Source organism: Corynebacterium sp. TUM25020 (genome assembly GCF_056388495.1).
The window spans coordinates 195,855-213,237 of the sequence record NZ_JBWJFG010000001.1 but is presented as its reverse complement, the minus strand read 5'-3'; the positions used below and the strand labels follow the sequence as shown (position 1 = coordinate 213,237).

The following is a 17,383-nucleotide window of genomic DNA, read 5'->3' as shown; positions in this document are numbered from 1 at the left end:
GTTGGGGTCGCTACCGCTGGGCGTCCTTGGGCGCTGCCCGCCCGGGTGGCAACCAGGTGACGCGTCCGCTTACCCGCGCCATCCTCCCTCGGTTTGGCTGTCCATTTACTCCGTTGTGGTACGGGCATAAAAGCGACATGTTCTCGGGGTTCGTTTCCCCTCCTCGTGCAAATTCCTGAAGGTGGTGTACTTGGCATTCACTCGCAGGACGCCCACACCCCGGCCAGGCACATTGCGTCGTTTCGGCTTCCAGCATTCGGCGCTGCTTTTGTGACGCCAACCGCCTCACCCGATATAGGTTCACCGGTCCTTGCTCCGCCGATATCAGAGTTATGTAATCCCCATTCCTCAATTCAACGCCGCCCAACTCGGCGGCGCTCACTTCAACGGCATGCGGCTCTACCCCGCTGGCTTCTGCGAGGCGTCGGGCGACGTATTCCGCTCCGGTGAGGACTGCTCCATTGGTCGCACGTAATTCCACTTCATCGCCCTGACCGCTAAGCACCTGCATGTATTCGTCTAGTCCGACGACAACATTGGTGGTCAGCGTGCTGCGCTGAATGGTTCGATTCTCGGTTAACCATGCCAATGGGTCTAGGCGTGCAGACTCCCAGATCTCCGACATTTCGTGTGCCGGTCCGGTGAACTGGATGGTGGTCTTCGTTCCGTGGAGGATGCGACGTCCGCCATCGTCTGGCACTCGTGGCCCTTGCATGCGGCGTCGAAGCTGTGTGGCGCGGCGAGAGATCGCCGTCAGGTCTCCGGCTGTGTTGCACAGTTGCTCCGTGAAGACGTAGCGATGTTTGATACCCAATGTGCGCGCCCGCTCGGCAATGAGCATCAGCACGTCCAGGCTGTGACGATTGCGGCGCGCAGCTTCCAGCGCGCGCTTCTTGTAACGCGAATACGCCGGCCCGGAGAAGTGCTCCGCCGCCCGCGCCACTCTCCTAGCGAGTTCTTTTTCCAAGGGCAGCTGCTCGGCAGGAACGCCAAAGGCTTCGCTCAGCAGATCAGCGCCGTGGCGCTGGGCCGCTGCCACTTGGCGCTGAAGCTCCCCGAGCTGCCGCAGTTTTTCCATAGCGCCAACGCTAAAACATCGCGCCTTTTCTCGCCCCGCCGCAAGAAACTCCCTGTGGATAACTCTCACCGAAAAAACGGTTTTCCACAGGGAAAACAATTCTCCCTTGACAGGCGCCCGACTCCTATGCCTTGCCGTCCGCTCTAGTGGATGGCGCGGTGTGTCACTACCCGAACAGGGAACGTGCCGTCTCGTAGCGCTTCTCGGGAACTTCCTTCAACGTTCCGACGGCTTCTTCAAAGTCAATCAGATCAATGTCGCCGCCCTTAAGCGCCACGACCTTGCCGAAATCGCCGTTGATTGCAGCCTTGGTGGCGTTCACGGCAAAACGCGTTGCCAGTACGCGGTCGAACGCAGTGGGCGTACCGCCGCGCTGGATGTGTCCGAGGACGGTGGAACGCACGTCGGTATCCAACCGGTTCTCGATCTCCTTGGCAATCAATGCCGACATGTTCTGGAACTTCTCGTGGCCGAACTGATCCACTTCACGCTCCGCAACCTCCAGGGTGCCTTCCTTCGGCAGCGCTCCCTCGGCGACAACGATGATGCCGTACTTCTCCCCCAGCTGGAAGCGGCGTGCCATGCGACGGCAGACGTCATCAATGTCGAATGGAAACTCCGGAATGAGGATCTCGTGCGCACCGCCGGCCATGCCCGCGTGCAACGCAATCCAGCCAACGTGGCGGCCCATGACCTCCACGATCATCACGCGATCGTGTGATTCAGCGGTAGTGTGCAGGCGATCAATGGCGTCGGTCGCGACGGCGACGGCAGTGTCAAAACCAAAGGTGTAATCCGTGCCGTTGACATCGTTGTCAATGGTTTTCGGCACGCCGATCACCGGGACTCCGTTGTCATGCAGGAAGCGCGCACCCTTTAGGGTTCCCTCGCCACCGATGGGGATCAGAGCGTCGATGCCCGCGTCAGCGAGATTAGCCTTCACGCGGTCGATGCCTGCCATAAAGTCTTTCGGGTGCAGGCGACCGGTACCCAAGATGGTGCCTCCGCGGCGCAGAATACGATCGATGAAGTCGTCGTCGTACAACTGCACACGACGATCTTCCAACAGTCCCTGCCAGCCGTCTTCAAAGCCAACGACGGTATGGCCTTCCCCTGCCGCCGTACGCACAATGCCTCGGATGACGGCGTTCAATCCTGGGCAGTCTCCACCACTGGTCAAGGTCGCAATACGCATGCTTCAAAGTTTAGCGATATGGCGTCGGATCTGCCGGACGGCAAGGGAATGTACGCCTATGGACGCCTACTCGTCTCCGTGGCTCGCCTCTTGCCGAGCCATGCTGGAAGCCAGTGCGCCGAGGATGAGCATGACTACCGCGGGTAGCAGTGATTCTCCGAAGGCTTGGGGGCCGACTACGCTAACGCGTGCTTGCACGACCGCGGCGATTACCGCTGCACCGGTGACTGCACCGAGTTGCCTGGTGGCGTTGTACATTCCGGAGCCCGCGCCGGCGAACTGCGGCGGCAGGTCTCGCAGTGTGGCGGTGGAGTTCGGCGCCCAGACAAAAGCATTGCCAAAGCCCAGGATCACGAATGATCCGATGATCATCCACAGCGGGCGCTCGGGTCGCATGGACAGCGCCAGCGCGGCCACTCCAATGGCCATCAAGCAGAACCCCAACACGGCGAAACGCCGGGGATCGTAGCGGTCAACAAGCCTGCCGACGAATGGCGCCATCGCCCCCGCGATGATGGCCATGGGAGTTACAACGAAGGAGGCTTTCATTGGACCGAAGCGATGGACTTCCTGCAGGAACAACATCACCGGAACCATCATGCCGGCGATGGTGAACCCCATAGTGAAAATCGAAGCGTTACCGAAGGCAAAATGGCGACGGGTAAACAGCGCGATGGGTACCAACGCGCTGCCCGCGGACAGGCGGGATTGCAGCCAGACAAAGGCGATCATCATCGCCACGCCGCCGACCAGCAGCGCCCAAATCCACGGAGCCCAGCCGGCGGGGTCGCCTTCCTGGATGCCGTAGATCACCATCGTCATCGCCACCATGGAAAGCAGGATCGACGGCACATTAATGCGGTCGCGCGTCGGCCGGAAGCGCGGCACCCACCGGGCAACCATTACTACGGACAGCACGCCAATCGGCACATTGATAAAGAACACCCAGTGCCACGTGGCGTACTCCGTGATGAAGCCGCCGAGCAGCGGCCCGGCGAGCGTGGAAATTCCTGCCGTCGCACCCCAGATACCTAATGCGGCCCCGCGCTTGTCGCGCGGGAAGATGCGGTTGATCACGCTCATGGTCTGCGGTGTCAAAAGTGACCCGCCGATGCCCTGCACGGCGCGGGCGGCAATCAGCATTTCGATGCTGCCCGCCAGGCCGCAGGCCAATGACGAGAGGGTGAAGATCGTCATGCCCGCTATATATAGGTTCTTTGGTCCAAAGCGATCGCCTAGCCGGCCTGTGACCATCAGGGGCACTGCGAAGGTCAACAGATAAGCGCTGGTGACCCACAGCACCTGCCCGTAGTCGGCATGCAGGTCTGCTTGGAATGCTGGCGTGGCGACGGCCACGATCGTCTGGTCCAGCAGGATCATGAAAAAGCCGATGCACAACGCCACGAGGGCGCGCCACGCCTGTGGCAGCGGCAGAGGCAGTGCAGGATAGGTTTCTTCTGCAGAGCGAGTGCGGTGTGTGGGTGGGAGCTGCTGTGCGTTCACTTACAGTGAGTCTACTGCCGCCCTCAAAGCAGACAAACTTGCTTGAAACTCCGGCATGAGCGGCAGCTCCTCCAACCGGTCAATGGGTTGCCACAGCAGCTCCAGCGATTCGGCGGTCGGATGAAGTTCCAGGTGCTCGGCGCAGGTGGCTAGGACAGTGGTGTACGTCCACTCAGTGATCTCCGGGTTGACGTACTCCCACCAGAACGTGCCTCCGAGTCCGAAGATGCCATGAGCCTCCAGGTCGGTGTCGAGGCTAGGATGCCGAACCGGAAAGTCCTGCAGGGCTTGGCGGGGATCCCCGTTGCGCTCGATGATCTTTTCAATTCCCGCAAAGAGGTGCCGTTCTTCTTCGCGAACTGGAAGGCGGCAGTACGCCTTCTTGACAGGCACGGTCGAGGTCACGATTTCTTGGTGGACTTTTACTGCTGACGCCCCCACGCCTGTTTCTTCCCACGTTTCTCGTAGGGCGCCGTCGGTGGGTGACTCGCCGACGTCGATCGCTCCCCCGGGCAGAGCCCAGGTTCCGCCACGGTTCGTCCACTTGGCGCGGTGCTGCATCAGAACGTGGCGGTCGTCAGTGACGAGAAACAGCCCCGCGGCGCCGAGCACACCCCAGCGGCGGGAGCCGTCGGGGTGTTCGACGAAACCATCGCCTGTGTAAAGTTCGGGAAGCTTACCCATGACTCCCACCATACGCGTGCGGCTATGGGCGGATCCCGCCCCGCCAAAAAGCTAGCTAAAAGCTAGTTGAAAGCTGGCCGAAAGCTAGACGGCTAGCCACCAGTCAATGGCCAGTTTCGGCGTGCTTAGGCACGCTTAGGCGCGGCCGGCTTCGAAAGCGGCGCCGACGCGGTACAGACGGTCGTCGCCATGTGCCGGGCCCATGATCTGCAGACCGGTCGGCAGGCCGGAATCGCTTGCAAAGCCACCGGGCACGGACATGCCGCATACGCCCGCCAGGTTCAGCGGCAGGGTAAACAGGTCAAACATGTACATTGCCAACGGATCGTCGACCTTCTCCCCCAGCTTGAATGCGGTGGACGGGGTAACCGGTGCGACGATAGCGTCGACCTGCTCATAGGCCTTGGCGAAGTCCTGAGAGATCAGGTTACGTACGCGCTGCGCCTGCAGGTAGTACGCGTCGTAGTAGCCAACGGACAGGGCGTAGGTTCCCAGCATGATGCGGCGCTTCACCTCGGAGCCGAAGCCCTCGGCGCGGGTCAGGCTCATCACCTGGTCGGCGGAGCGGGTACCGTCGTCTCCCCGGCGCTGGCCGTAGCGCATGCCGTCGAAACGAGCCAGGTTGGAGCTGACCTCACAAGGCAGGATCAGGTAGTAGGCGTTCATGGCATGGTCGAAGTTCGGGCAATCAACTTCCACCAGTTCAGCGCCCTGAGACTTCAACTGTTCCAAGTTGGCGTGGTATGCCTCCAGCACGCCGGGCTGGAAAGCTTCAGCTCGCTCGAACTGCTTAACTACACCGAGCTTCACCCCGTTGAGGTCTCCGGAAGCGCCCTGCTTTGCGGCCTCGACGACCGGTGCGACGGCGTGGGTGGAGGAGGTGGAGTCGTTGGCGTCATGCCCTGCAATAACCTCGTGCAGCAGCGCGGTGTCCAGTACCGTACGCGCCGTCGGGCCGCCCTGATCCAGAGAGGAAGCGCAAGCCACCAGGCCATAGCGGGAAACGGTGCCATAGGTGGGCTTCACGCCCACGGTGTTGGTCAGTGCGGCGGGTTGGCGGATCGAACCACCGGTGTCCGTGCCGATAGCTAGTGGAGCCATGCCTGCAGCCAGAGCTGCGGACGAGCCACCACCGGAGCCGCCCGGAGTGCGCTCCAGGTCGTAGGGGTTCTTGGTCGGACCGTATGCGGAGTTTTCCGTGGAGGAGCCCATGGCGAACTCGTCCATGTTGGTCTTGCCCAGGATCGGGATACCCGCTGCGCGCAGGCGCATGGTGACGGTCGCGTCATAGGGGCTCATGTAGCCCTCGAGCATCTTCGATGCACAGGTGGTCGGCGCGTCCATGGTGGTGAACACGTCCTTCAGCGCCAGCGGCACGCCCGCCAGCTTGCTGGTCGGCTGATCGCCTGCGGCCAGCGCCTCGTCGACATTCGCGGCTGCGGCGATAGCCTCGTCGGGACCAACGTGCAGGAACGCGTTGATTTCCCCGTCAATCTCACCGATGCGGTCCAGGTGAGCCTGGGTAACCTCCTGGGAGCTGATCTCGCGCGCGTGAATCTTTTCCGCCAATTCCGCGGCGGTCCAGGTGGTGAAGTCCGAGTCATCCCGGGAACCGACGATGTACTTGTTCTCAGCCATGAGTGTTCCTACAGTTCCTTATTTCTCTAACGTTCGTTGTTCTAACGGGTTCTAAACGATCTGTTGGCGTTGTGGCTAGTCCGCGAGGATCTGCGGCACCTCGAAGCGCTGCTCGCTCTGCTTCGGAGCCTGGTCGAGTGCCTGCTCGGGCGTAAGGCTCGGAACGACCACGTCTTCACGCATGACGGCAACGTCGCCGTCAACGTTTTGGGTGGGGTGGCTCAATGGCTCAACGCCTTCGGTGTCCACCTTCCTGATCGCTGCAACGTGATCGACGATTCCATCGATCTGAGCTGCGTATTCATCCAACTCCTGTTCCCCTAGGTCCAGGCGAGCCAGGCGGGCCAGGTGGGCAACATCTTCGCGCGAAATCTCAGACATGGGTTCTACTCTAGCCAAGCCAACCTGCCCCCGTGGACTTCAGGTGGCGCTAGTATCGGTTCCATGTCTTTCCTCATGCGTGTCCGTATGCCTGATTCCCCCGGATCCCTTGGCTTGCTAGCCATGGCACTGGGGACTGTCGGCGGCGATATTCGCGGCGTGGATATCGTCGGACCAGCGGAGGATGATCCGGACTCCGTCATCGACGACATTGTCGTTTCCATCCCTTCGGGACATTTGCCGGATAGTCTCATCACCGCCACACAGGAGCTCGATGGCTTCTATGTCGATTCGATCAGACCTTTTTCCGGCAAGATCGACCGACGTGGCCAGATTCAGATGCTGTCTGGAGTGGCGGAAAAGCGGCGTCAACTACAAGAAGCGCTAGAGATCATGATGCAGGATCTGCCGCGCTCCATGACGGCGGGCTGGGCGCTGGTGTTGGATACGTCGCCACGAACGCACCGGGTAGCTGCCTCCTCCGCTGCCCCGGAGGATAACGGGCTGGAACTCGACCACCCGCCACTAACCGAGGCCCGCGTGTTGAACCCAGAGCGCGAGGATTGGATTCCCGAGAACTGGGTTGTGATGGAGTCCGCGTTGGCGGGAACGCCAATCAAGGGAACTGACTTACTGCTCATAGTCGGCCGCCCGGGCGGGCCGGACTTTCTGCTTAGCGAGGTGGAACATCTGCGGCAGCTCGGCGCTATCTTTGGGGCGTTCTTTAGTTAGCCACTGTCTTTAGTTAGCCACTGTGCCCGCCGGCAGCCCGCCGGCACTATTGGCTGCGGATAAAGAAGTTATACGCCGGGCTATCCGTCACATCGGTCGCGTGGTATCCCAGCTGCTGCAGGTGTGCTTGGAACTCGATATCGCCGGATACGTCCTCAAACGCCGCCAGCACGCGACCGTAGTCCATGCCGAAACTGCGGTAGTGGAAGCCGGTGATATTCCAACGGGTTCCCAGCACTTCCAGGAAGCGCAGTAGTGCGCCGGGGTGCTCGGGGAATTCAAAACTATACGCGGTCTCGTCAACGCGCTGACCGGGTGTGCCTCCGATCATGTAGCGCACGTGTTCCTTGGCGACGTCATCGTCGGAGAGGTCGACCACTCCATAACCTGCGCTGCTGAGATCCACGGCGATGCCCTTGCGCTCCTCCTCGCCGTTTTTCAGTTTGACGCCCACAAAGATTCGGGCTGGTTCTTCCCCACCACGCTGGCCGACTCGGTAGCTGAACTCTGTGACGGAACGCTGGCCGAGGATCTTGCAGAACTCGAGGAACGCACCTTCGCGCTCGGGAATTGTCACGCCGAAGATGCCCTCGCCACCCTCACCGATTTCCGCACGCTCGGAGACATAGCGCAGGGAGTGGAAGTTCACATTCGCACCGGAGAGGACGTGAGCCAGGGTTTCCTCTTGAATTTTGTGGGTAGCAACATAGCGCTTCAGCCCCGCCAGTGCGACGGCGCCGGCGGGTTCGGCGATGGCTCGCGTGTCGTCGAAGATGTCCTTGATGGCAGCACTGATCTCGTCGGAGCTTACGGTGATCACGTCATCGAGGTAGTCGCGGCAGAGGCGGAATGTCTCTGCGCCGATTTGTTTGACGGCTACGCCTTCGGCGAAGAGGCTGACGTGGTCGAGGGCAACGGGTTGGTCTGCTGCGAGGGCTTGGGTGAGGCAGGCGGATTCCTCCGGCTCAACTCCGATGACCTGAATTCTGGGGTTCAGTTCTTTGAGAAGCACGGCTACGCCCGCTGCCAAACCACCGCCGCCGACCTGTACGAACACGCGGTCAACGTCCGGTCGGGATTGGAAGATTTCGAGGCCAGCGGTCCCTTGCCCGGAGATGACCGCCTCGTCGTCGAACGGGGCGACCCAGACCATGCCCTCCTGGTCGGACAGTTCCATGGCCTTGGCCTTGGCTTCGTCGAAGTTAGCGCCGTGTAACAGTACTTCCCCACCGAAGCTGCGCACTGCGTCGATTTTGATGCTGGGGGTGACCTCCGGCATCACAATGACAGTGCGGATTCCCAGTTCCGTGCCGGATAGTGCCACGCCCTGTGCATGGTTTCCGGCGGAGGCGGCGACGACTCCGCGGCGGCGCTCTTCTTCCGTGAGCTGTGCCATGCGGTTGAATGCACCGCGGATCTTGAAGCTATGCACGGGCTGCAAGTCTTCGCGCTTGACCAGAATTTCGTTCCCACTGCGCTTCGACAGCGTGTCCATGTACTCAAGCGGGGTGTTTTTGGCCACGCGATACACGGGTGCGGAAACGATTTTCTTCAGATAGTCCGCGCCGGTGGCAGTAGATTCCGTGGCAGCGGGGGCTTGTGCAGCTTCATGTGACATGCGCTTCAGTATAGTCCTGCCGGTGATCCCCCTTACACGGCAGTGCCCGTCCACCGCACCTCTGCGGCAGACGGATTTGCACGACTGCAGTTACTGCTGACGGTAGTCGTCCAGGTTTACCTGCGGGGTCGGCTGCAGGTGATCCGTAGCTGGGTTCTTCACCGACGGGTACTTCAGGTCGACATCATGGTCATCTGCGGTTCCAACATATGGATCCTCGCCGTTGAGCACGCGCTTGACCTGTTCCTTATCCACGGTGTGAGTCCACTTGCCAACCAGCAGAGTGGCCACTGCGTTACCGGAGAAGTTGGTCAGGGCGCGGGCCTCAGACATGAAGCGGTCGATGCCAGCGATGATGTCCACGCCGTCCAACAGCTCCGGACGGTGCGATTGCAGACCGACAGCCAGGGTTGCGATACCCGCGCCGGATACACCCGCGGCACCCTTGGAGGCGATGATCATGAAGATCAGCAAGCTGATCTGATCCCCCATGCTCAGGTGCACGTTCATGGCGTCCGAAATAAAGATGGCTGACATGGTCAGGTAAATCGCGGTGCCGTCCAGGTTGAAGGAATAGCCCGTCGGCACGACGATTCCGACCGTGGACTTGTCCACGCCGACGTGTTCCATCTTGCGCATCAGGTTCGGCAGCGCGGACTCAGAGGAGCTGGTAGCGAAGATAAGCAGGTACTCGCGCCCCAGGTACTTCACCAGCTTGAAAATATTGAAGCCAGTGAAGACTCGCAAGATGGTTCCCAGAATCACGAAGATGAAGATGATGCAGGTGATGTAGAAGCCTAGGATCAAGATACCGAGCTGCAGCACTGCCTTAATACCAGTGCCGCCGACTACGCCAGCCATCGCACCAAACGCGCCGATCGGGGCCAGCCACAGGATCCAGGACAGGATCTTGAAGACCAGCTTCTGCAGAGCGGCCACGAAGCCCAGGATCGGCTCGCCGGCCTTGCCCATGGATTGCGTTGCGAAGCCGACCAACAGGGCGATTAGCAGTACCTGCAGAATCTTGCCTGAGGTGAAGGCGCTGAAGAAGGTTTCAGGAATGATGCTTTGCACGAACCCGGTCTCTTGCCCTTTTTTGGCGTCGAAGCCACCGGTATTTCCAATGTTCAGCCCTTCGCCCGGCTGCAGCAGGTTTCCCACGACTAGGCCTACTGCGAGGGCGAAGGTGGACATCGTGATGAAGTAGGCCAGTGCCATGCTTCCTGCTTTGCCTACTGACGCCGCAGACCTCACCGAGCCAATTCCCAGCACGATCGTGCAGAAGATCACCGGCGGGATGATCATTTTGATCAGCGTGACGTAGGTGGTTCCGAGCTCTTTGAACCCCTTTGCGACATCGGGTGCCACGAGGCCGAAAATGATGCCGGCGATCACGGCGACGATCACGCCGATGTATAGCCAGTGTGTGTTGTCTTTCTTCTCTTTCTTCGGCTCCGCGATCTGCGGGGAGCTAGCTACCGCAGCCCCCAACGAAGCTTTTACTTCCTGCGCCTTTTGCTCGGTGACGTGGTGATCAACGTCATGCTGCTGCGCGTTTTCGTGATCCGCATTGTGGTCTGCGCCCTGGGGATTGTGCTTGTCGTTCATGGATCCCTAGTGCCCCATTTCGATGTCTATGAGATGGACTCTTGAAAGTGCTGATCTTTCCCCCTTGTCAGTCCGCAACAGCCATGGGGCTCGGTGGGAGCCGTGTGGGCGTCACAAAAACCACGCAGGAGTTAACCTCAACACCTTTATTGTGCTACTTCACCAAGATAAGAAACAAATAGAGAAAGCGATAGGTTTCCCCGAGGATTTTCGTCCAGCGGGCGGACAGTGTTGACCTGCCTTTTCTTAGAAGGAAGTCCGAATAAATGGTTGCTGGAGCTGCTGGAGCTGCTGGAGCACTGTGCAGCACCACAGTGCAGCGCAGCTAAGTCAGCCGCTTTATAGCGAGCAGTACCCCCTGAGGGTACGAAGCAGAAGCTTATTCCTGCGAAAAGGTGAATCGTTCCCTAGTGTTCTCCCTAGCATTGATTCTCCACAGCATTGTTTCTTTGCAGCATTGATTCTTTGCAGTGGAGAACTTTTTCGCGTTGGGAACATTGCGTGGCCACGCTTCATCCCATCCCTATAGAACACCAACAAACCCAGAAAGGCGCTAGTTCCTCGTGCGGGCTCCTCAAGCAAAGACCCATCAGCTTCCACAAACCTGGCGATTCGCTGCTGCAGTGTTCGCGTTTCTCACCGGCATTGCTCTGCTGCCGATCTTCGCCGTTAACGCGAACGCCGACGACGAAAGCAGAGTCGCCGGAGTTTATGAAGCTGCAGGTACACCCGTCCAGCTATCCGACGATGCCACCGACGCTTTTTACCTAGGCGAGGGTTTGTACCAAAGCACCTTGCCCGGTTCCAGCAACAGCGGAGATGATAGCGACGATAAGTGGTTCAACGTCAGCATCCCTCAAGGGAGGAAAGCTGTGATCTCCGTCAATGCTGTCCCCCTGGGATCCGCTAAGGACGATTCGGCCTCATACGGCACCCGGGTGGGATATAAAAACGACTCTTGCAGCGACAAAGTCAGTGGTTCTTCCTCTACAAGTAGCTGGCCCGATCCACCAGAGGCGGAAGCTATAACAATCGTCCCGGAGGAAGACTGCGACCCGACGAAATACCGTGTGAATATCAGTTCTGCGGGTAGCAGCTTTGACGGCGAACTCCCGGTGGAAATTGTCGTCGGCTTCCCACCTCTAGTCGACGGTGCCGAAGCCGGTCCGGAAAACGACCGAGAAACCCCGGACGGCGATGACAAGGACAAGGTCAAGGTGCCACACACCGACCCGAAGTCGACCCCTGGTGGCCTGTCTTATGACAAGGCGACTGAGATCACCCCAGGCACCGTTTCTGACACCCTGGTTCCAGGCGAAACAAAGTTCTACCGCATGAACGTCGACTGGGGCCAGCGCCCCATCGCAGAGGTGGAATTCGATAAGAAGCAGACCGATGATTCCCGCAGTGGAAAAATCTTCGTCGCTTCTCCACGACGTGTTCAAACGTCATATTCGTCTTCGGAATCACTGGATGAGGATCTTCCAGTTACCGCCCGCGCAGTAGGCACGCCCTATGTCTTCTTTCGCAATGGCGAAGGAAGCTCATCCCAAGGCGATGCCAAGGAAGCTGGCCAGTGGTACGTGATGGTCTCGCTTGATGGAAGCAGTGATAACGGCATGCAGTCCGAGGAAATCGAGTTCCGCCTGTCCACCGCTCTGGAAGGCGACAAGGTCGATGGACCGGAATGGCGTCAACCCCTAAAGCCCGGTCCGGCGCCAACCCTCGAGCCCACAAGCAACGAAAACAACAGCAATAGCGGCGAAAGTGCCAATAACGCCAGCTCCGGAAACGAGAACAGTTCCCAGAGCAACGCCGTGCTGTACGTTGGCCTCGGAATCCTGGCAATCATCCTGATCGCTGCTGTGGCGGTCTACTTCACCGCCGTTCGCCGCCAGTAGCAATCTTCCGCCAGTAGCGACATGCCGCCGGTGGCACTACTCCGCTAGTGGCCAGGCGGTGTTGACGGGCACGTCCCTGCCCTTCTTCTGGAACCATTCCTGCAGCCCCTTCTGGGACTCGTAGAACCAGGTGGCCTGGGAGAGCATCAGTTCATCTGCTGCCATTTGTGTCAGCTCGGGGTATTTCCGTGCCAACATCCACGCCACGCGGGCGGCGGCCACCGCATCCGCCGTCGCCTCGTGAGCGTTATCCAAACTCACACCGTAGTGTTCGCACACACTCTCTAAGGTGCGCTTGCCTTTGCGATACTGGTCCTTCGCCCTATCAACAACATAGGGGTCGAACACTGGCCCGTCGACGGTAAAGCTGGGCTCCAATGCCCGCAACACACTGAGGTCGTAGGCGGCGTTGTAGACGATCAATGTGGCTCCGGCGCGCCATGCCTCCCGAATTCTTTCAATGGTTTTTGCCAGCACTTCACCGTGGTCTTCGCCGTGCTCACGGGCGTATTCGGTAGTGATGCCATGCACATCAGAAGCCTGCTGCGGAATCTCCACGCCCGGATCAGCCAGCATCTCTAGGTCTTTTCTTTCCTTGCCTTTGATCGTCACCAGGGCGCTGGTAACGATGCGGGCTGTCTTTGGATCTACGCCGGTGGTTTCCAAGTCAAAGCTCAACATGTGTGCCGGATCAAAATGCGGTGCAGTCATGTCGACCACTTTATAACGAGCGCCGGACACCCCCTGAACACCCGAAGGAAAGAATCCTTTTCCTGCGGAATCTATCGATGTTCCCTAAGATTTCTACCCAGATTGGGAGCTTTCTCACAGGAACTTTCCACGCATCGGGAACATTGCGTTGCCGTGAAGCGTCACACCCTCGTAAGGAAAAACTCTCTCAGGCTAAGCCAGCAACTAAACGGCATATCCAAACCAGAAAGGCGCTGATTCCCCGTGCACGAAGTTAAATCTGCTCACCAGATAAAAGTGAAACAAAGGCCTGGTACAGGACGGCTTGCTGCGGCGGTGCTCGCTTTCCTCACTATCATGGCGCTGCTGCCGATCCTCGCAGTCAACGCGAACGCCGAAGACAATGAAAACTCCGGCAACGCTGGTGGCGACGGCGATGGCAAGGTCGCTGTCGTTCTCGACGCCTCAGACTCCATGGCCGAAAAAGATGCTGGCAACGGTGAAACCCGCATGGACGCAGCCAAGAAGGCTGCCAACGACACGGTGAAAACTCTGGCCGACAAAGCCGAAACCACCGTCATCGCCTACGGCTCCAAGGAATCCAACGCTCCTGACAACCGCGAAAAGGGCTGCAAAGACATCACCACCCTGGCGCCCCTAGGCAAGAACAAGCCCGAGGATCTGGAAGGCAAGATCAACGAACTCGCTCCAAAGGGCTACACCCCCATCGGCAACGCCATCAAGAAGGCAGCCGCCGAACTCGGAGACTCTGGAACACGCAACATCATCCTCGTCTCTGATGGCATCGACACTTGTGCCCCACCACCAGTCTGCGAAGTAGCGAAAGACATCGCTGGCGATGGCATCGACCTAGCCATCCACACGGTCGGCTTCAAAGTCGACAACAAAGCGCAAAAGGAACTCGAATGTATCTCCGAGGTCTCCGGCGGCACCTATTCCTCTGCCGACGACACGGATGCACTCCAAGAAGCACTCAGCGACGTCGCGCAACGCGTCGCCGGAGAATATGAGTCCGCAGGCACACCCGTCCAGCTATCCGACGACGCTACCTCTGGTTTCTACCTAGGCGAAGGCCTCTACCAAAGCACCCTGCCCACCGCACGCGACAGCAACGAGGACGGCGATGATAAGTGGTTCAGCCTGAGCATCCCGGAGGGAAAGACAGCTCAGGTCACCGCAAACCTGGTGCCCATTGGCTTCGAGGGTGGCGACCACATCTATTACGACGTGGACGTCGAGTACAAGAACGAAACCTGTAGTGACAGCGGTTCTGGCTACTACAGTGGCTCTAGTTGGCCGGGTCCACCGGAGGCGGAAACTGTAACCATCACTCCGGAGGACGGATGTGATCCGACGAAGTATCGCGTGAAACTCAACCATTCCGGCACCGGCATTGATCGGGATCTGCCCGTCGAGATCATGGTTGGTTTCCCGCCCCAGGTCGACGGCGCCGAGGCAGGTCCGGAAAATGATCGCGAAACCCCGGAGGGCGACGACAAGGACAAGGTCAAGGTGCCACACACTGACCCGAAGTCTACCCCCGGCGGCCTGTCCTACAACCAGGCCACCGAAATCACCCCGGGCACTGTATCCGACACCCTAGTACCAGGCGAAACAAAGTTCTATCGCATGAACGTCGACTGGGGCCAGCGCCCCATCGCAGAAGTGGAATTCGATAAGAAGCAGACCGATGATTCCCGCAATGGAGACATCTACGTGGCATCTCCCCGCCGAAAAGTTACATCGGAGGAGACCACGCAGACGCTCGATAAAGATGTCCCCACCACCGCACGAGCCGTAGCCACGCCTTATGTCTTCTACCGCAACCGCGAAGAAAACGTGAGCCATCAGGAAGCCTCGGATGCGGGCCAGTGGTACGTGATGGTCACCCTTGAGGGGTACAGCGACAACGGAAAGCAGGATAAGGACATCGAGTTCCGCCTGTCCACCGCCCTGGAAGGCGACAAGGTCGATGGACCGGAATGGCGTCAACCCCTAGAGCCCGGACCGGAACCAACCCTCGAGCCCGCCGGCAACGAGGAAAACAACGACAACGGTGGCGAAAGCGTCGAAAGCGCCAACGCCGGTAACGAGGACAAGTCCGACGCACAGGCGAAGGACATCGAGAACACCTCGCAGAGCAACACCGTGCTGTACGTCGGCCTGGCAATCCTGGCGATCATCCTGATCGCTGCCGTGGCGGTCTACTTCACCGCCGTCCGCCGCAAGTAAATATTCCGCAAGTAGACTAGCGGGGGTGAGTACTCATTCCCGCTGGCAAGAACTCGCTGACCAGGTGCGCCACCACCGGCAGCTCTACTACTACGGCGATCCGGAAATCTCGGACGCGGACTTCGACGCCCTGCTGCAGGAACTCAAAGACCTGGAGCAGGCGCATCCTGAAGTCGTCACCGGGCCGTCCCCGACCGAAGAGGTCGCTCCGGCGCCACCCACCAGCAGCCCGTTTCGAAACGTAAACCACCGCGAGCCGATGCTCAGCTTGGACAATGTTTTCGACACTGAGCAACTCGCCGGCTGGTTGGATCGCACGCCCGCGAAGACATACCTGACGGAGTTGAAGATCGACGGGGCGTCGATAAATCTGCTGTATATCAAGGGCAAGCTGGAGCTTGCGCTGACCCGCGGCGATGGTACGACGGGCGAGGACATCACTCACAATGCACGCACCCTCGACGATATCCCGGACACTCTCCACGGCACCGATGAATTCCCCGTCCCCGAACTGGTAGAGATTCGCGGCGAGGTGTTCATCGACGTCGAGGACTTCGCCACGATGAACGCACAGCGCCAGGCCGAGGGCCTGAAGATGTTCGCGAATCCCCGTAATGCCGCCGCCGGTGCCATGCGGCAGAAGAATTCCGCGGACACGGCCAAGCGTCCCCTGAAGTTGATCTGCCACGGGATCGGTGCACGCGAAGGCTTCTCCCCTGCTTCACAGCACGATGCATACCGCGCGATCGCTGCGTGGGGGCTGCCGGTGAGCCCTTATACCAAGCAGGTCCACTCCGCTAAGGAGGTCCAGCAGCAAGTTGAGTATTGGGGCAACCACCGGCACGATGCGGCGCACGAAATGGATGGGTTGGTCGTCAAGGTCGATTCCCTGGATGAGCAGTTGGAACTGGGCCACACCAGCCGTGCCCCGCGGTGGGCGATCGCCTACAAATACCCGCCAGAAGAGGCCATGACCACTTTGCATAACATCCGCGTTGGCATTGGCCGCACAGGGCGCGCGACGCCATATGCCGTCATGGCGCCGAAGTACGTTGCAGGCTCCACGGTCTCAATGGCTACGCTGCACAATCCGACGGAAGCGCACCGCAAGGGCGTGATGCTCGGCGATACCATCACCATCCGCAAGGCCGGCGAAGTCATCCCGGAGGTGCTGGGCCCAGTCGAGGACAAGCGCACGGGTACAGAGCGACCTTTCCTGTTCTCAACGTTCTGCCCCGAGTGCGGCACGCGGTTGGCTCCCTCGAAGGTAGGTGACGCCGACTGGCGCTGCCCTAACACTCAATACTGCCCTGGCCAGTTGCATACGCGGCTGACGTATCTGGCGTCCCGCAAGGCGTTTGATATCGACGCTTTGGGGGAAAAGGGCGCCTACGATCTGATCCACTCCGGCGTGCTGGCGGATGAGTCGGAGCTGTTCGACTTGAGCCCGGAGGATCTGGAAAAGACCAGTTCCTATGCAACGAAAGCCGGGAAGTTGAATAAGTCCGGCGAGACTTTGTTGGAGAAGCTTCAGGCCGCGAAGGAGGCAGATCTATGGCGGGTGCTGGTCGCGCTGTCGATCCGGCACGTCGGCCCCACCGCAGCCAAGGCGCTGGCTAAGCAGTTCGCTTCCGTGGAGGATATTTCCACAGCCACGGTGGAGGACATGGCCGGGATCGACGGGGTTGGTGAGACGATCGCTGAATCCATTTCCGCGTGGTTCTCCGTGGATTGGCACCAGCGCATTGTGGAGCGCTGGGCCGCCGCGGGTGTGCGGATGCACCAGGAGGCCGCGGATGCGTCCGGCGCAGCCGAAGGCGTGAATGCGGCGCTCCTGGAGGGTCTGACGATCGTGGTCACCGGATCGCTGGAGGATTTCGATCGCACGGCGGCGAAGGAGGCCATCGAGGCACGCGGCGGCAAGGCGGCGGGCAGCGTGTCAAAGAAGACTGACTTCCTGGTTGCGGGCGAAAAGGCCGGCTCGAAGCTGACGAAGGCGCAGGATCTGGGGGTACCAGTGCTGGACGAGGATGGTTTCAAGAAGCTTCTGGACAGCGGCGCTCCGGGTAACGCGGACAGCTAACAGGCCATCAGCTATCAGC

General features: G+C 59.8%; 13 protein-coding genes. 4 read left to right on the top strand and 9 right to left on the bottom strand.

The genetic code is table 11. The features are described from left to right. Positions 1 to 10 precede the first annotated feature (10 nt). The 6 genes from AC05K6_RS00970 to gatC all read right to left on the bottom strand — a co-directional run bounded on the left by AC05K6_RS00970 (position 11) and on the right by gatC (position 6,479). Complete coding sequence (locus AC05K6_RS00970) at positions 11 to 1,078, bottom strand: HNH endonuclease signature motif containing protein (RefSeq protein WP_476727506.1); 1,068 nt, start codon at positions 1,076 to 1,078, stop codon at positions 11 to 13. Positions 1,079 to 1,244: 166 nt separating this feature from the next. Then, positions 1,245 to 2,273 carry an ATP-dependent 6-phosphofructokinase gene (locus AC05K6_RS00965; protein ID WP_293789865.1) on the bottom strand — a complete coding sequence of 343 codons (1,029 nt, stop codon included), beginning with the start codon at positions 2,271 to 2,273 and terminating at the stop codon, positions 1,245 to 1,247. A 66-nt stretch (positions 2,274 to 2,339) separates the two neighbouring features. Then, the gene (locus AC05K6_RS00960; RefSeq protein WP_476727505.1) at positions 2,340 to 3,776 is read right to left on the bottom strand and encodes a DHA2 family efflux MFS transporter permease subunit; all 1,437 of its coding nucleotides are present in this window, start codon (positions 3,774 to 3,776) and stop codon (positions 2,340 to 2,342) included. Beyond that, positions 3,777 to 4,460, bottom strand: a complete 684-nt coding sequence (locus tag AC05K6_RS00955) for an NUDIX domain-containing protein (protein WP_476727504.1) — start codon at positions 4,458 to 4,460, stop codon at positions 3,777 to 3,779. A 135-nt stretch (positions 4,461 to 4,595) separates the two neighbouring features. Then, positions 4,596 to 6,098 carry an Asp-tRNA(Asn)/Glu-tRNA(Gln) amidotransferase subunit GatA gene (gatA, locus tag AC05K6_RS00950; RefSeq protein WP_476727503.1) on the bottom strand — a complete coding sequence of 501 codons (1,503 nt, stop codon included), beginning with the start codon at positions 6,096 to 6,098 and terminating at the stop codon, positions 4,596 to 4,598. A gap of 75 nt (positions 6,099 to 6,173) precedes the next feature. Beyond that, the gene (gene gatC / locus AC05K6_RS00945; protein WP_293789857.1) at positions 6,174 to 6,479 is read right to left on the bottom strand and encodes an Asp-tRNA(Asn)/Glu-tRNA(Gln) amidotransferase subunit GatC; all 306 of its coding nucleotides are present in this window, start codon (positions 6,477 to 6,479) and stop codon (positions 6,174 to 6,176) included. Between the two features lie 63 nt (positions 6,480 to 6,542). Between gatC and AC05K6_RS00940 the strand changes: the two genes are divergently transcribed. Continuing rightward, positions 6,543 to 7,211 (top strand): ACT domain-containing protein, encoded by a 669-nt coding sequence (locus tag AC05K6_RS00940; protein ID WP_293789855.1) that lies wholly within the window; start codon positions 6,543 to 6,545, stop codon positions 7,209 to 7,211. Positions 7,212 to 7,257: 46 nt separating this feature from the next. On the opposite strand, the gene ilvA is transcribed toward AC05K6_RS00940, so the two are convergent. Together ilvA and AC05K6_RS00930 are read right to left on the bottom strand one after the other, a co-directional pair. Continuing rightward, the gene (gene ilvA / locus AC05K6_RS00935) at positions 7,258 to 8,829 is read right to left on the bottom strand and encodes a threonine ammonia-lyase, biosynthetic (RefSeq protein ID WP_476727502.1); all 1,572 of its coding nucleotides are present in this window, start codon (positions 8,827 to 8,829) and stop codon (positions 7,258 to 7,260) included. 90 nt (positions 8,830 to 8,919) lie between these two features. Continuing rightward, positions 8,920 to 10,437: a cation:dicarboxylate symporter family transporter gene (locus AC05K6_RS00930; RefSeq protein ID WP_473963666.1), complete on the bottom strand. Its 1,518-nt coding sequence runs from the start codon at positions 10,435 to 10,437 to the stop codon at positions 8,920 to 8,922. Between the two features lie 563 nt (positions 10,438 to 11,000). On the opposite strand from AC05K6_RS00930, the gene AC05K6_RS00925 reads away from it, so the two are divergent. Further along, positions 11,001 to 12,338, top strand: a complete 1,338-nt coding sequence (locus AC05K6_RS00925) for a hypothetical protein (protein ID WP_293789851.1) — start codon at positions 11,001 to 11,003, stop codon at positions 12,336 to 12,338. A 36-nt stretch (positions 12,339 to 12,374) separates the two neighbouring features. Here the strand turns inward: AC05K6_RS00925 and AC05K6_RS00920 are convergent, their stop codons facing one another. After that, on the bottom strand, positions 12,375 to 13,049 hold the full coding sequence (locus AC05K6_RS00920) for an exonuclease domain-containing protein (protein ID WP_476727501.1): 675 nt from the start codon (positions 13,047 to 13,049) through the stop codon (positions 12,375 to 12,377). A gap of 276 nt (positions 13,050 to 13,325) precedes the next feature. Between AC05K6_RS00920 and AC05K6_RS00915 the strand changes: the two genes are divergently transcribed. Together AC05K6_RS00915 and ligA are read left to right on the top strand one after the other, a co-directional pair. Then, a complete protein-coding gene (locus AC05K6_RS00915; RefSeq protein ID WP_476727500.1) occupies positions 13,326 to 15,281 on the top strand; it encodes a vWA domain-containing protein in 1,956 nt (651 codons plus the stop codon). Between the two features lie 25 nt (positions 15,282 to 15,306). Further along, a complete protein-coding gene (gene ligA / locus AC05K6_RS00910; protein WP_476727499.1) occupies positions 15,307 to 17,364 on the top strand; it encodes an NAD-dependent DNA ligase LigA in 2,058 nt (685 codons plus the stop codon). The last annotated feature ends 19 nt before the right edge of the window (positions 17,365 to 17,383 follow it).